This window comes from Phocaeicola plebeius (assembly GCF_003437535.1).
Lineage (GTDB): Bacteria > Bacteroidota > Bacteroidia > Bacteroidales > Bacteroidaceae > Phocaeicola > Phocaeicola plebeius_A.
This window is the reverse complement of sequence record NZ_QSQT01000006.1, coordinates 43075-57972: the sequence shown is the minus strand read 5'-3', so window position 1 is coordinate 57972 and position 14898 is coordinate 43075. Positions and strand designations below refer to the sequence as shown.

8 protein-coding genes are annotated in these 14898 nt (G+C 45.0%); 6 read left to right on the top strand and 2 right to left on the bottom strand.

Going from position 1 to position 14898, the window contains the following annotated elements; all coding sequences use genetic code 11:
- The first annotated feature begins 597 nt into the window (after positions 1 to 597).
- From DXD04_RS04340 to DXD04_RS04315, 6 genes are all read left to right on the top strand, one after another.
- Positions 598 to 3096: a family 43 glycosylhydrolase gene (locus DXD04_RS04340; protein WP_117671203.1), complete on the top strand. Its 2499-nt coding sequence runs from the start codon at positions 598 to 600 to the stop codon at positions 3094 to 3096.
- Positions 3097 to 3292: 196 nt separating this feature from the next.
- Positions 3293 to 4738 carry a glycosyl hydrolase family 28 protein gene (locus tag DXD04_RS04335; protein ID WP_117671201.1) on the top strand — a complete coding sequence of 482 codons (1446 nt, stop codon included), beginning with the start codon at positions 3293 to 3295 and terminating at the stop codon, positions 4736 to 4738.
- A 15-nt stretch (positions 4739 to 4753) separates the two neighbouring features.
- Positions 4754 to 6244, top strand: coding sequence for a glycoside hydrolase family 30 protein (locus tag DXD04_RS04330; RefSeq protein WP_117671199.1), 1491 nt, complete (start codon positions 4754 to 4756; stop codon positions 6242 to 6244).
- A 127-nt stretch (positions 6245 to 6371) separates the two neighbouring features.
- On the top strand, positions 6372 to 8261 hold the full coding sequence (locus DXD04_RS04325; protein WP_259299515.1) for a glycoside hydrolase family 97 protein: 1890 nt from the start codon (positions 6372 to 6374) through the stop codon (positions 8259 to 8261).
- Positions 8262 to 8410: 149 nt separating this feature from the next.
- Positions 8411 to 10063: a glycoside hydrolase family 43 protein gene (locus DXD04_RS04320; protein WP_117671195.1), complete on the top strand. Its 1653-nt coding sequence runs from the start codon at positions 8411 to 8413 to the stop codon at positions 10061 to 10063.
- A gap of 12 nt (positions 10064 to 10075) precedes the next feature.
- Positions 10076 to 11296 carry a glycoside hydrolase family 88 protein gene (locus DXD04_RS04315; RefSeq protein ID WP_117671193.1) on the top strand — a complete coding sequence of 407 codons (1221 nt, stop codon included), beginning with the start codon at positions 10076 to 10078 and terminating at the stop codon, positions 11294 to 11296.
- An 84-nt stretch (positions 11297 to 11380) separates the two neighbouring features.
- Here the strand turns inward: DXD04_RS04315 and DXD04_RS04310 are convergent, their stop codons facing one another.
- On the bottom strand, positions 11381 to 14629 hold the full coding sequence (locus DXD04_RS04310) for a S41 family peptidase (protein ID WP_117671191.1): 3249 nt from the start codon (positions 14627 to 14629) through the stop codon (positions 11381 to 11383).
- Positions 14629 to 14898 carry a hypothetical protein gene (locus DXD04_RS04305; protein ID WP_117671189.1) on the bottom strand — a complete coding sequence of 90 codons (270 nt, stop codon included), beginning with the start codon at positions 14896 to 14898 and terminating at the stop codon, positions 14629 to 14631. Before DXD04_RS04305 ends, DXD04_RS04310 begins: the two co-directional genes overlap by 1 nt.

Genomic DNA, 14898 nt, shown 5'->3' with positions numbered 1-14898 from the left:
GGGAGGGTACGATGCGGCGTACAATTTTTGTTTCGGTGTACACTCTCGCGCATTTCGGCGTGCCGAAGAAAACTCTTCGGCGTGCGGAAAAAAGATCTTAGGTGGTATTGGGGAACCGTCAGCATTCTGATATGGAACGTCTCAGGGGAGCACTTTGACGTTTACGTTAAAACGCAAAGGCGTTTTGGAGCATGTGTGACAAGTCTTTTTGCGGCAGAACCGGCGGCTTGAAGGCAACGGAACGGCCAGGTGGTAAAATCGTTGTCAAAGCGGACGATTTAACCACCTGGCTTTCTTCTTTTTCTATATAGAGAAAAATTTTTTTCGTCCTTCATCCTTCACTTTTTGGGAAACTTTCATTGAAAAACAGCCGATTACAGTGAAGGTTGATAGGTGAAGCAGGAATACAGCCGAAAGAAGAATCATTCCAATTTATTGTGTCACAGGTTATTGTGATGAAGGTAAGAAACGGATAAAATACTAGAACGTGAAAAAATGCTTTTGTTACTTCATTTCTGTTTTTTGTTACTTTTATGGTTCCAATTATAACTGGCGCTGTTTAAATTTGGCTTATTGAAAATTGTAAATTTGAATACCATGAGAAAATTGTTTTTGTTTATTGTTTGCTTTATTCTCTTTGGGGTAGGGATAAAGGCGCAACGTTTCCCTCAAGCTGTTTTGCCCGGAGACTATCCGGATCCTTCCATCCTGCGTGACGGAAAGGACTATTACATGACGCATTCTCCTTTTTATTATGCACCTGGCTTTCTTATCTGGCATTCCACGGATTTGATGCGCTGGGAACCGGTTTGCCAGGCGTTACCAGAATATGAAGGCTCTGCCATGGCTCCGGATTTGTTGAAATACCAGAACCGTTACTACATTTATTATCCCACATCTACGGGCGAAAACTATGTAATTTATGCCGACAATATTCGCGGTCCGTGGAGCAAACCGGTAAAACTGGATGTAAAAGGCATTGACCCCGGTCATGTGGTAGGTGAAGACGGAAAGCGTTACCTGTTTACCAACAATGGCTGGATTACTCCTTTGAGTGATGACGGACTGAAAGTTACCGGAAAGAGCCGGAAGGTGTACGACGGTTGGGAATATCCGGCCAACTGGGTTACAGAAGGGAAGGATATGTACCTGGAATCTCCCAAGCTGCTTTATAAAGACGGATATTATTACATGATGTCGGCCGAAGGAGGAACTGCCGGACCGGCTACCAGCCACATGTGTGTGGTGGCACGTTCCAAATCGGTGTTCGGTCCGTGGGAGAACTCACCTTATAACCCCATTGTACATACTTACAGTGCCAGTGAAAACTGGTGGTCAAAAGGTCATGGCACTCTGGTAGATGACGTGAACGGTAACTGGTGGGTGGTGTATCATGCTTACGCCAACGGATACCATACGTTGGGACGTTCTACCTTGATTGAACCGATAGAATGGACCAGCGACGGATGGTGCCGTACCCAGCAGGAGGCTGTCTGGTTAAGCGAAAACAGACAACCGGAATGGAAGATGGAACTGTCGGATGATTTCAGTAAACCGGAATTGGGCATTCAGTGGACATTCTGGAAGGAATATGCCCCCAAGGCTTTGACATTTACGGAAGGAGAAATGCAGGTGAAGGCCAAGGGACGCACTCCGGCAGACGGTCGTCTGCTGCTAGTTACAGCTATGGATAAATGCTATGAAACGGAAGTCGAAGTGAGGTTGGGAAATGGAAACATCGGAGGCCTGCTGCTGTACTACAATGAAGAAGCCTACGCGGGAGTGTCATCCGATGGAAAGAATTTCACGGTGTACAGGGGAGAGGAAAAGCCTCTGACGGTAGCCAATAAAATAGGTAAAAACTTCCGGGTGAAACTGCTGAATCAGGGAAACCGCCTGAAAATGTCGGTCAGTGCAGATGGAAAGTCCTGGGAGGTGCTTGCTCAGAATGTGGATGTAGCTCGTCTGAACCACAATGTGTATAAAGAATTTTACGCTTTGCGTCCGGCTCTGTTTGCTGCCGGAAAAGGAAAAACAGGTTTCCGTAATTTCTGTTATCGGAATGCTATTCCCGAAGAAAAAGACATGGGAGCTTATCTGATGGTTTTCCATCGGGATGAAACACACGGTTTGTATATGGCAGTAAGTCGTGACGGCTACACCTTTACGGCAGTCAATGAAGGAGAGCCTGTGCTGGCCGGTGACACGATAGCCCAGCAGCGAGGTATCCGTGACCCTCATATTTTCCGTGGACCGGATGGTGCCTTTTATTTAGCTATGACCGACCTGCATGTATTCGGTTTGCGCGACGGTTATCGAAAAACGGAGTGGGAGCGCGGACCGGAATACGGCTGGGGAAATAACCGGGGACTTGTATTGATGAAATCCTGGGATTTGATTCACTGGAACCGGGCAAATATCCGTTTCGACAAGCTTTCTGCCGGATTGAGTGAAGTTGGTTGTGTATGGGCACCCGAAGTGACATACGATGACAAGAAAGGCAAACTGATGATTTATTACACCATGCGTTTCAAGAGCGAGGCCAACAAATTGTACTATGTGTATGTGAACGATGATTTCAATAAGATAGAAAGTACGCCACAGATTTTGTTTGAGTATCCGATGGACGGCGTGTCTGCTATTGATGGAGACATTACCAAGATAGGCGATAAATATCATTTGTTTTATGTGGCACACGATGGTGTAGGTGGTATCAAGCAGGCGGTATCCGACCGGATGAACGGTGGTTATGTGTATGATGCCCGCTGGTATGACTTTGAACCCAAGGCATGCGAAGCCCCCAACGTATGGAAAAGGATTGGAGAGGACAAGTGGGTGCTGATGTATGACATTTTCAGCATTCATCCTCATAACTTCGGTTTTGCAGAAACTTCCGATTTTGTACATTTCAAGAACTTGGGGCACTTCAATGAAGGAGTTATGAAAACCACCAACTATACTTCGCCCAAGCACGGAGCGGTGATTCATCTGACAAAAGAGGAAGCTGATAATCTGGAGGAATATTGGAAGATACATCAGCGGAAGTATGATCGTGAAACATTCCTTCGCCAGCAAGGTCAACACACCGAAAAATGAGAAATAGCCGATAGTAAAAATATAAAGTAATAATGTGACGGGAAGCCGCCGAAATGCCCTCAGAGAACGTTTCGGCGGCTTTTTTGTATCAAAAAGCGTATTTGTTACAATATTTCCAACTCTTGTTACATAGATTTTACCCCAATAGTCGTTAGGGGTATATTTTTGTATATGGGAAAAATTAACTTATTAAAAAATGAGACATTTGTTATTTAGATACTTATTTTTGTGTTGTCTATGTTGTGGCTTGGGTAAAATTTTTGCTGCAGGGAAGGTCGTGTCATGGCAAGTTCCCAAAGGTGTAGAACTGAACGATGACTTTACGGTTAGAATTCGTCCAGCTGAAAAAACTAACTGGGTGTCTGTGCCTGCTTATTTGGTGAATGTGGACGAAGTGCGTGGAACGAAACACCATGTAGAACATGCCTCCATGGCTACCTTTGACTTTTCGGAAAAGGTGGAGATTGCGGTGACGTATAATAAAGGAAAGATCGATTCGGCTCGTGTACGTCCGTTGTCATACGATATTCCTTTTACGATAGAAGGGAATACGCTTCAATTTTCATTAGAGAAACCGGCCAATCTTTCGGTGGAAGTGAATGGAGATATTTTTCATAACCTGCATTTGTTTGCCAATCCCTTGGATACATTTAAGGTAGACAAAAAGAATCCGGACCTGATTTATTTCGGACCCGGAATTCATCGTTTTGAAGGAGGAGAATTTCGTATTCCTTCCGGTAAGACGGTCTATGTGGCTGGTGGATCCGTGATGATGGGACGGATGCTGATTGAAAATGTGCATGACGTGAAGCTGCTGGGAAGGGGCATCATTGACCCGAGCGTGAAGATGGGTATTCGTATCGCTAATTCCCGTAATGTGTACGTGGAAGGATTAATGGCTACACAATGTGCTACGGGTGGCTCGGACAGTGTTACCATTCGAAATGTAAAAGTCATCAGTTATTTTGGTTGGGGAGATGGGATGAATGTGTTTTCCAGCCGGAATGTATTGTTCGACAGGGTATTTTGCCGGACATCGGATGACTGTACTACGGTATATGGCACACGATTGGGATTTGAAGGACCAAGTTCGAATATTACCATGCAGAATTCTACGTTATGGGCCGATGTGGCGCATCCTATTTTTATCGGGATTCATGGAAATGTGGACAAGCCGGAGATTTTGGAGAATCTGAATTATGTGAATATTGATATTCTGGACCATAAGGAGAAGCAGTTGAACTATCAAGGTTGTCTGGCTATTAATGCGGGTGATGAGAATCTGATACGGAATGTGCGTTTTGAAGATATACGCATTGAAAACTTCCGACAGGGGCAGTTAGTGAATCTTCGTATTTTCTTTAATGAGAAATATTGCAAGGCGCCGGGAAGAGGGATTGAAAATGTGGTGTTCAAGAATGTGTCGTACACCGGTAATCGGGCTGAGATTTCCGTGATTGAGGGATATGATGCACAGCGGAAGGTACGGAACATTCGTTTTGAAAACCTTCGCATAAACGGTCAGATTATTTCTGATGATATGCCGGGAAAGCCGAAATGGTATCATACGGGAGATATGGCACGAATTTATGTGGGTCCGCATGTGGAAGGTGTTTCTTTTTTGAATACTTTTGAGAAATAAAAAAGAGTTGACGCTATGAAAAGACAATGGAGAAAAATTTGGTTCAGTTGTATGGGACTTGCACTGCTTGAGGTATCTGTGCAGGCACAGACATGTGATTGGGTGAGTAGTTGTGAAGGGAAGACTTGGACACAGAACAAGGTGAAATTGCAAACGAAGGCAGAGGGAACTGCTGCTGATTTATCGGTAGATAAGGGAGATTCTGTAGTCGTTTTCAAGGCTTGGGGTACTTGTTTCAATGAGTTGGGATGGGATGCCTTGAATGTGCTGCCTAGTAATGAGAAAGAGGAAATTCTGAGGAAACTGTTTTCTCCGGAAGGTGATTTGCGGTTTACGTTGGGGCGTTTTCCGATGAATGCGAACGACTTCTCACGCAACTGGTACAGCTGCGACGAGGTGCCGGGAGATTTTGAATTGAAGCATTTTAATATAGACCGCGATAAGACTTCGCTTGTGCCGTATATCAAGTCGGCTCAGCGTTATAATCCGAACATGACCTTCTGGATTTCTCCATGGAGTCCGCCCAACTGGATGAAAATCAATCAGGATTATCCGGTGCGCAGTGATAAATATAATACGATGCATCCGGCGAAGGACTATTATTTGCAAGGAAATAAAGGACCTAAGACAGAAGGAGTATTCCCGGCAGAACTGGCTGAAACGGACTTCTTTATTCAAGACCCTCGTTACCTGTCGGCATACGCGAATTTCTTTTGCAAGTTTGTTTCCGCGTATAAAGAGCTGAATATTCCCATAAAGATGGTAATGTTTCAAAATGAATCGTGGAGCTATACGCCTTATCCGGGATGTGCATGGACACCGGAGGGAATTATCCGTTTCAATGTAGAGTATCTGGCTCCGGCACTGAAGAAAGCGCATCCGGACGTGAAATTGTATTTCGGAACCATCAACACAAACCGTTATGAAGTAATAGAAAAGGTGCTGGACGACCCACGTATGCCTGAAACGATTCAAGGAATAGGACTGCAGTGGGAAGGAGGACAGTTACTGACCCGCCTGCGTGCGAAATATCCGAATTATAACTATGTGCAGACTGAAAGTGAATGCGGATGGGGTTCTTTCGACTGGAAAGCCGCAGAGCATACGTTTCATCTGATGAACCATTATTTGGGAAATGGCTGTGAGGAGTATACTTTCTGGAATCCGATTCTGGCGGATGAAGGAGTAAGTCCGTGGGGATGGAAGCAGAATGCCTTGATACGGGTGGATTCCAAACAGGCTAAGGCTATCTTTACGCCGGAATATTATGCCGTGAAGCATTACACCCGTTTCCTGATGCCGGGCACGAAGGTGCTGGCGTTTAAACCGACGGGTGAGGATAAGAAGCCGGTGTTAGTGGTACAGACTCCGGAAGGAAAAACCGTGGTGGTAGCAGGAAACTTTCAGGATAATCCGCAGCAACTGACGGTGAAGTTGGGAGAAAAATGGCTGAATGTGACTTTGCAGGCTCATTCGTTTAATACGTTTGAGTTTCAAGTGAAATAAAAATCAAAGAAATTTACATTTTGATTGAGTAGTCGGGACAAGTTATTCGTATTTCTATAAAAAACAATATAAAAGGAATATGAAGAACTTGTCTTTGACGTTGGGATTATGGGTTCTTGGAGCTGCAATGTGTGCAGCAGAACCGATAGAATTGAATTTGTCTTCTCCGGAAGGTATACATAAGGTGAAATTTTATGAGAAAAAATCGGCTTCCGGAGCCAATGTACTTTGCTATGAGGTAAATTACAATGGGAAACAGGTAGTGAAGGAATCGCAGGCCGGATTGCAACTGGACAATCGTGTCTGGGAAATGGCTTTGGGGATGCGTAAGTTGCCTCAGCCGGCATGCTGGATGGACAATTTGGAGGTGGATTCGGTAGCTTATGGCAGCCATGACACTACTTGGACACCGCTTTATGGGGAACGCAGCTTGGTGCGTGACAATTACAGATGGGGCACATTGTATTTATCAAAAAAGGACGGTTCTGATTACCGTTTGAATGTAGAAGTGCGTGCCTATGATGAAGGGGTGGCTTTTCGTTATTATTTCCCGGAACATCCGAAAGCTATTTTTCATAAGGTAGTGGGGGATCTGACGGAGTATACTTTTCCGGAAGGAACCAAGGCTTGGGCCGAACAATGGGCACAGGCGCATTTTGAATACCTGGACGTGAATGCGCTGAAGAAGCCGGTGGAACGTGCCTTGACGCTGGAATTGCCTAATGGAGTTTGGGCAGCATTGACAGATGCGGATGTAGACGACTGGTGTCTGACTAAGTTTCAGTCTTCTTCTGAAAAACAGCATACATTGACTTCTGTCATGTACAGTCCGGTAGATATTGTTACTTATTATGCGACGCCGTGGAAGGTCATCATGGCAGCTGACAAACCGGGTGAATTGCTGGAGCACAATTATATTATCGAAAATTTGAATCCTCCTTGTGAGATTAAGAATACGGACTGGATTAAGCCGGGAAAAATCATGCGCGAAACGTCGCTTACGACAGACCAGGCTTTGAAGACCATTGATTTCTGTGCGGAACACCGCATCCCGTACATGCTTTTTGACTGGCAGTGGTATATGCCCTGTACCTCACATGATGGGGATGCCACGAAGGTGGTGTCAAAACTGAACATGCCGAAAGTGGTGGCGTATGGAAAGAAGAAAGGTGTAGGTATCTGGTTGTATGTCAATCAACATGCTTTGCAGAAGCAGATGCACGAATTGTTCCCACTGTTGCACAAATGGGGCATTGTGGGAGTGAAGTCAGGATTTGTGCAGTATGCAAGTCATCGTTGGGCTACCTGGTTGCACGACATGGTGCGTCTGGCTGCAGAGAATAACCTGATGATGAATATTCATGATGAGTTCCGTCCGTCGGGATTCAGCCGTACTTATCCAAATCTGCTGACACAGGAAGGTATCCTGGGGAACGAAGAGTTTCCGGATGCTACACACAGTACCATTCTTCCGTTTACGCGTATGATTAACGGGGCCGCAGATTATACTATCTGTTATTATGACAAGCGCTTGAAGAATACGCATGCGCATCAGCTGGCGGCTTCATTGGTGTTTTATAGTCCGTTGATGACAATTTTCTGGTATGACCGTCCTCAATTCTACAACGGTGAACCGGAGATTGAATGGTTTGAAAATCTGCAGACTGTATTTGATGAGTCGCATGTGTTGGATGGTATGCCGGGTAAAAATATCACCATGGCTCGCCGGAAAGGGAAAGAATGGTTTGTGGGAATGCTGACCAACAATGACGGTTCTGTTGAAACTTTGGATTGTTCTTTCCTGGACAAGAATCAGATGTATCTGGCATCTATTTATACCGATGGGGGAGAAGAAGTGAAGACAAAGACACAGGTGAAATGTTCGTATGTGTTGGTTGGAGCTGGGGATGTGATAAAGTTTGCCCTGAAACCCAGAGGAGGAGCTGCCGTGAGACTGGTGCCGGTAACAGAAAAGGAAGCAAAAGCTTATAAGAAATATAACGGAGAATCATTTTAAGAAATTTTTAGGTTCTTCTTTTAAGTGGAATGGAACCCTGATTCGTATTTATAGACGAAAAGTTTTTAGATAAATGGATTTTTAAGTTTTGGGTATTTTTCTTTAGGTAGAAGATTGTTTTTGAGGGTTACTTAAATTAGGAAAGAAGAATGAAAGGATTGTTTTTTATATTGAGTCTGTCAGTTTGCAGCCTGTTTCATCCAGCGATGGCACAGTATCGTTCTGAGGTATGGGTGTCTGATGAAGGGAATGGCATGTACCGGAATCCAGTGCTTCATGCGGATTATTCTGATCCGGATGTATGTGCGGTAGGAGAGGACTATTTTTTAACGGCGTCTAGTTTTAATTGTACTCCGGGACTTCCTATCTTGCATTCAAAGGATTTGGTAAACTGGAAAATCGTGAATTATGCCTTGAAGAAGGTGGAACCGGTGGAATATTATAATGAAGCTCGTCATGGAAAAGGCGTATGGGCACCTTCTATTCGTTTTCATGAAGGAGTGTTCTATATATACTGGGGTGATCCGGATTTTGGCATTTTTATGGTAAAGACTCGTGACCCGTATGGAGAATGGGATAAACCAGTGCTGGTAAAAGCTGGAAAAGGGATGATTGACCCTTGTCCGTTATGGGATGACGACGGGCGTGTGTATCTGGCTCATGCATGGGCCGGAAGCCGAGCGAAATTCAACAGTGTGTTGACGGTGTGCGAGATGAATAAGGAAGGTACGGCAGTCATTTCGGACCCGGTACTGGTGTTCGACGGAAATGACGGAGTAAATCATACCATTGAGGGAGCTAAGTTTTATAAGCGGAATGGATTTTACTATCTGTTTGCACCTGCGGGTGGAGTCGTTTCCGGATGGCAACTGGTGATGCGTTCGAAAGATGTGTATGGACCGTATGAAGCCCGAATTGTGATGGCGCAAGGAAAGACGGACATCAACGGACCGCATCAGGGAGGATGGGTAGACACTCCGGCCGGAGAATCCTGGTTTTTGCATTTTCAGGATAAGGGAGCTTATGGACGTGTACTGCATCTGAATCCGATGAAATGGGTAAATGACTGGCCGGTAATTGGAGTTGATAAGGACGGCGACGGTTGTGGAGACCCGGTGAGCCGTTATCGTAAACCTAAAACCGATAAAACGTATCCGATAGAAACACCTGTGGAGAGTGATGAATTTGATACTCGTAAGCTGGGGCTGCAATGGGAATGGCATGCAAATTATCAGGATGTGTTTGGCTTTACGACGAATATGGGATATGCCCGTATTTATGGGCATGAACTTTCGCCGCATTTTAAGAACTTCTGGGAAGTACCGAATCTGTTGATGCAAAAATTCCCGGCAGAGGAATTTACGGCTACCGCTAAATTGAAGGTTTCGGCAAAAGATGACGGACAACTTTCGGGACTTATCATTATGGGCTGGGACTATTCCTGGATAGGAGTGGAAAAGCAGGAAGAAAAATTCTTGCTGAAGCAGGCTGTATGTAAGGATGCAGAACAAGGTAACCTGGAACAGGTTTCTACATTAGCCGTATTAGAGCCCAGCCGGAAGTTTGAAGCAGGTTTGTTCCCCAATTACGAAAGAGAGATTTACATAAGGGTACATGTGGACAAAGGGGCATATTGTCGCTTTAGCTACAGTCTGGATGGAAAGAAATTTACGGAGGCCGGCACGCTGTTCAAAGCCCGTCAGGGAAAATGGATTGGTGCGAAGGTGGGAATGTTCAGCGTAACTCCTCATGGAAAGGAGCGTGGCTGGCTGGATGTAGACTGGTTTCGTGTGGAAAAATAAAAGAATTTAGATATGAAAATTAGAAATCTGTTGTATGGCATAGGAATCATGGCTTTATCTTCTTGTGCCGGTGAAAAGACTGAAAACCTGGATGTGGATAAAGCCTTGGCGTATTGTGACGTGCAAGTACATCGTGCGCTGGCTGAACTGGAAAAGAACGGGGAGGCGGATTATAGTATGCAGCCTCGAAATATCTTGTCGGGAGAAAAGTTCTGGAATTGCCGGAAGGTGGCTAAGGAAGAATGGACAGGTGGATTCTGGCCGGGTATTTTGTGGTATGATTATGAAGCTACACAAAATGATACGATTCGTGAACTGGCAGAAAAGTACACGGAGTCTTTAAAGTTGTTTTCGGAGATTCCGGCGTATGATCACGATTTGGGCTTTCTCGTGTTTTGCAGTTATGGAAACGGGTATCGTCTGACGCATAATCCGACTTATCGGGATGTAATCATTGCTACAGCTGACTCGCTGGCTACTTTGTATAATCCGAAAGTGGGGACGATTCTGTCCTGGCCTCGTAACATTGAGATGTTGGGCGGGCATAACACCATTATGGATAACATGATTAACTTGGAGATGCTTTTCTGGGCTGCCCGCAACGGGGGAGACCGGCGGTTGTTTGATGTGGCAGTGTCGCATGCAGACAAAACGATGGAAAACCAGTTCCGTCCGGATTATACCTCGTATCATGTGGCTGTGTATGATACACTGACAGGGAATTGCATTAAGAAATGCACGCATCAGGGATATGCGGATGAGTCGATGTGGGCACGTGGACAGGCCTGGGCTATTTATGGCTATACTGTGGTGTTCCGTGAAACCGGTGATCCTAAGTATCTGGAATTTGCAGAGAAGTTGGTGGACGTGTATCTGAAGAATTTGCCAGAGGACTATGTGCCTTACTGGGATTTTAATGCACCTGACATCCCGAATGCACCTAGGGATGCTTCTGCGGCTTGTGTGGTCGCTTCGGCTTTGCTGGAGATGTCTGGTTTTTATGGAAACGGGCAAGGGGAAAAGTACAAGGAAGCTGCGGAAAAAATGTTGTGCAGTCTGAGCAGCGATAAATATCAGTCACGGGATACGAATGTCGCTTTCTTGTTACATTCTACCGGTCACTGGCCAGCTAAGTCGGAAATAGATGCTTCTATCATCTATGCAGATTATTACTATATTGAGGCCTTGCTGAGATTGAAGAGAATTAATGAAGGTTTGCGGGCCGTAGAATAAAAATTGGAGTTATTATAAAAAAGCGGGGAGGACGATGTGTTTTGTCCTTCCCCGCTTTTTTATAGACTTGTCTAGGAGTTACAATTATTTCTTTTGTGCATCGGCTTCTTTCAGCATTTCCTTTACTGCTGCTGCAAGCTGTTTATCTTCGCCTTTCAGTGATTTTTCAGGACTGTTGTAGACTTTGATGTCCGGCTCCAATTGTTTGTTTTCCATGTACTGGCCTCGCATATCCATACAACCTACTTGAGGAATACCGAAGACGATGGTCGGGTCTATCTGACGTTCCCACCATACAGCAGTCATGGTGCCCGGAACAGGAGCTCCGATGAGCTTACCGATTTTCAACTCTTTGTATACCCAGGGGAAACCGTGTGCATTACTGTAATTGTCTTCACAAATCATCACGCAAGATGGTTTCAGCCATTTGTTGAACGGGTCACTGCCGATGTATTGTCCGCGAGGAACAAAACGCTGGTATTCTTTTCCGCTTAGTAAAGTGGCCAGGTCGTCGTGCAACCATCCTCCTCCGTTGTGACGGGTATCTACGATGACCGCTTCTTTGTTGCGGTTGCGGTCACTCAATAATTCGCTGTATACATTTCGGAAGCTTGGGCTATCCATGCCTTTTACGTGTACGTATGCAATTCGTCCTCCGGAAAGAGTTTCGACCATCTTTTCATTTTTCTTTACCCAGCGTTTGTAGAGCAATTCATTCTGCTCACCTGTACTGATGGGCTTGATGGTTACCGGGAAGCGTTTTCCGTTTTGCGGGTTGTAGATGCTGAGCTGTACGTTCTTTCCAGCTTTTCCTTCCAGCATAGGATAATAATCTGTATCTTTCAGGATAGGTTCTCCGTCAATTTTCTCAATGATACAACCTGCGGTTACATCTGTCTTTTTAACCGCAAACGGGCCTTTGGCAATAATTTCCTGGATTTTCAATCCATCTCCTTCATAGCTGTTGTCGAAGAATACACCCAGGCATGCAGTAGACAAGGTGGCTCCCGGAGCATAATATCTGGCTCCTGTATGTGAGCCGTTCAGTTCACCTAACAGTTCGCTCAGCATTTCCTGGAAATCGTAGTTGTTATTGATATGCGGCAAGAAACGTGCATAACTTTCACGATAGAATTTCCAGTCAGTTCCATGTAAGTCGGCTACATAGAACTTGTCGAGCACTTGCTGCCATACATGGTTGAAAATATATTCTCTTTCCTCGTATGGACGGTAATTGAATATCGCTTCAAAGCTTACGTTGTCAGTCTTATTTTTCTCAATATCTATTTTCTTGATGCCTCCGTTGCTGCAAAGGAAGAGTTGTTTGTTTTCCTTGTTGTAGGTCATCGAGCCATATCCGATGTCTTTTAGTAGAAGTTCGGTCTTTTGTTCTTTCAGATCGTGTACCCATAAGTCGGCACCGTCTTCAAAAGAGGCTTGATAGTAAAGCTTGTCGCCGTCAGGACTGAGTACGGCATCGCCTAAATGAGAAGAATTCACGGTCAGGCGGATAATCCGGTCACGGCAGTTTTCCAGGTCGAAGGTGAGTGGAGTGACTTCCTTGTCTTTTTCAGATTTCTCTTTTTTATCTTTTTTCTTGTCGTTCTGCTTGTCTTTCTCTTTTTCTTTATCTTCTTTCTCTTTTACGAGAGCAAATTCTTCTTTGCTAAGGCGGAAACGTTCGTAAGCCTCTAAGTCGAAGAACATGATGTACACATCACTTTCAGCTCCCCAGCTTCCGTGGCTTCTGTATCCGGCACGGTCGCTTTCCCAAATCATGGCTTTTCCGTCCAGTACCCATTTGGCATTGGAATCTGTATATCCGCTTTCTGTCAAATTGTGGATTTCACCATTTCCGGAAGCGTTGACCAGGGCTACGTCGTTATTGTTCCATCCTCCTGTTCCGATGTATCCGCAAAGCAGCCATTTGCTGTCGGGACTCCATTGGAACCACTGATCTCCATCGCTGTAAGAGTATTCATATTTCCCGTCCATGGCAGTGCGGACAGATTTATCTTTCAGGTTGAGCACTCGCAATGTGGTGCGATTCTCTAAAAATGCAATCTGTTTTCCGTCCGGGCTGTATTGTGGCTGGAAGGAAGTGACTTGAGAATGTGTCAGCTGTTCTTCCTTGATGTCGGTAGCGTAGGTGAACAACTTTTCTTCCTCTTTAGTTAAGGTGGATTGGTAAATCTGCCAGAGTCCGTTTCTTTCGGATGCATATACAATGCTTCGTCCGTCGGGAGCAAAGTCGATGCTTCTCTCTTGTTCGGGAGTGTCTGTAATCTGTTTGGTTGTTGTATACTCAGTAGAAGTGACGAATACATCTCCATGGAGTATAAATGCTACCTCCTTGCCATTGGGGGGTACGGCGATTTCTGTAGCTCCGGAAGATTTTATTTGGTGAGCCAGTTCGTTTTCTGTCTGGTCAGTAACGATACGGATAGCTACTTTCTGAGGCTGCTGTCCTTCTTTGACTGTATAGATTTCACCGTCGTAACCGTAGCATAAAAGTCCGTTCTGTGAGGATGACAGGAAACGGACCGGATGCTGAGTGTGGTGTGTCAACTGCATTTCATTGCTTCCGTCAAGGTTGCATTTGAAAATATTGAACGAGCCTGCTTTTTCGCTGAGGTAGTAAAACGACTGGTTATCGTTACTCCATATCGGGTTACGGTCTTCTCCATTGAATGACGTGACTTTCTGATAAGTACGCTCATTGTTCTCTTTTTTACTTATCCAAATGTCGCGTGTAATGGAGGAAGTATGATGTTTTCTCCAGGGGTCTTCGTATCCTTTCTGGTCGTGATATAGTAAGGTCGTACCATCTTGTGCAACACTGATGTCTTCCATAGGAAGAGAGGAATAGAGTTGGGGACGTCCGCCTTGAGTGTTTATTTCATAAACTTGTGGAAACTGGGCACTGGGGAAGGACAGGTCGGTCGCATCAGGCATCAGGTTGGCCTTGAACAAAATATGTGTAGCGTCTGAAAATGTGACAGGGGTTTCGTTTCCAGAATGAGTTGTTAGTCTTTTGGGGATTCCTCCGTCTTTGGATACAATGTAAATATCCATGCTCCCTTGGCGAGAAGAGGCAAAGGCAATCTGCTGTCCATCCGGACTCCATATCGGATGAGTGTCGTGTGCCGGATTGGTGGTAAGTTGTCTGGCATTTCCACCAGTGGAGGGTACGGTGTAAATGTCTCCTTTATAACAGAAAGCAATAGTGCTTCCGTCGGGTGAAATGGAGCAATAGCGCATCCATAATGGATTTTCTGTAGCTCCTGCCGTGGTAAATGCGGCAAGGGCGGCAAGGAATAATGAGGTTTTCATCAGCGGTTCTTATCTTTTTTTCGATTAAAAAAACGGTGTATGCGTTGGAAAATCATGATGCCGGTTTTCAGCCCATCATAAGCGGCTATGCCGGCATTGATATGCTGCATCATATTCTCCATTTTGTTTTTACTTTTCTGGGGAGAGAATAATTCCTGTGTCAGGAGTTGTATGCGTTCTTTAGACTCTCTTAATTCTTGCTTTTTTTGTGCCCTTAATTGAGAGATGATTTCAACGCTATAGTTGGGAATGGGTTTTATATCGTTCAT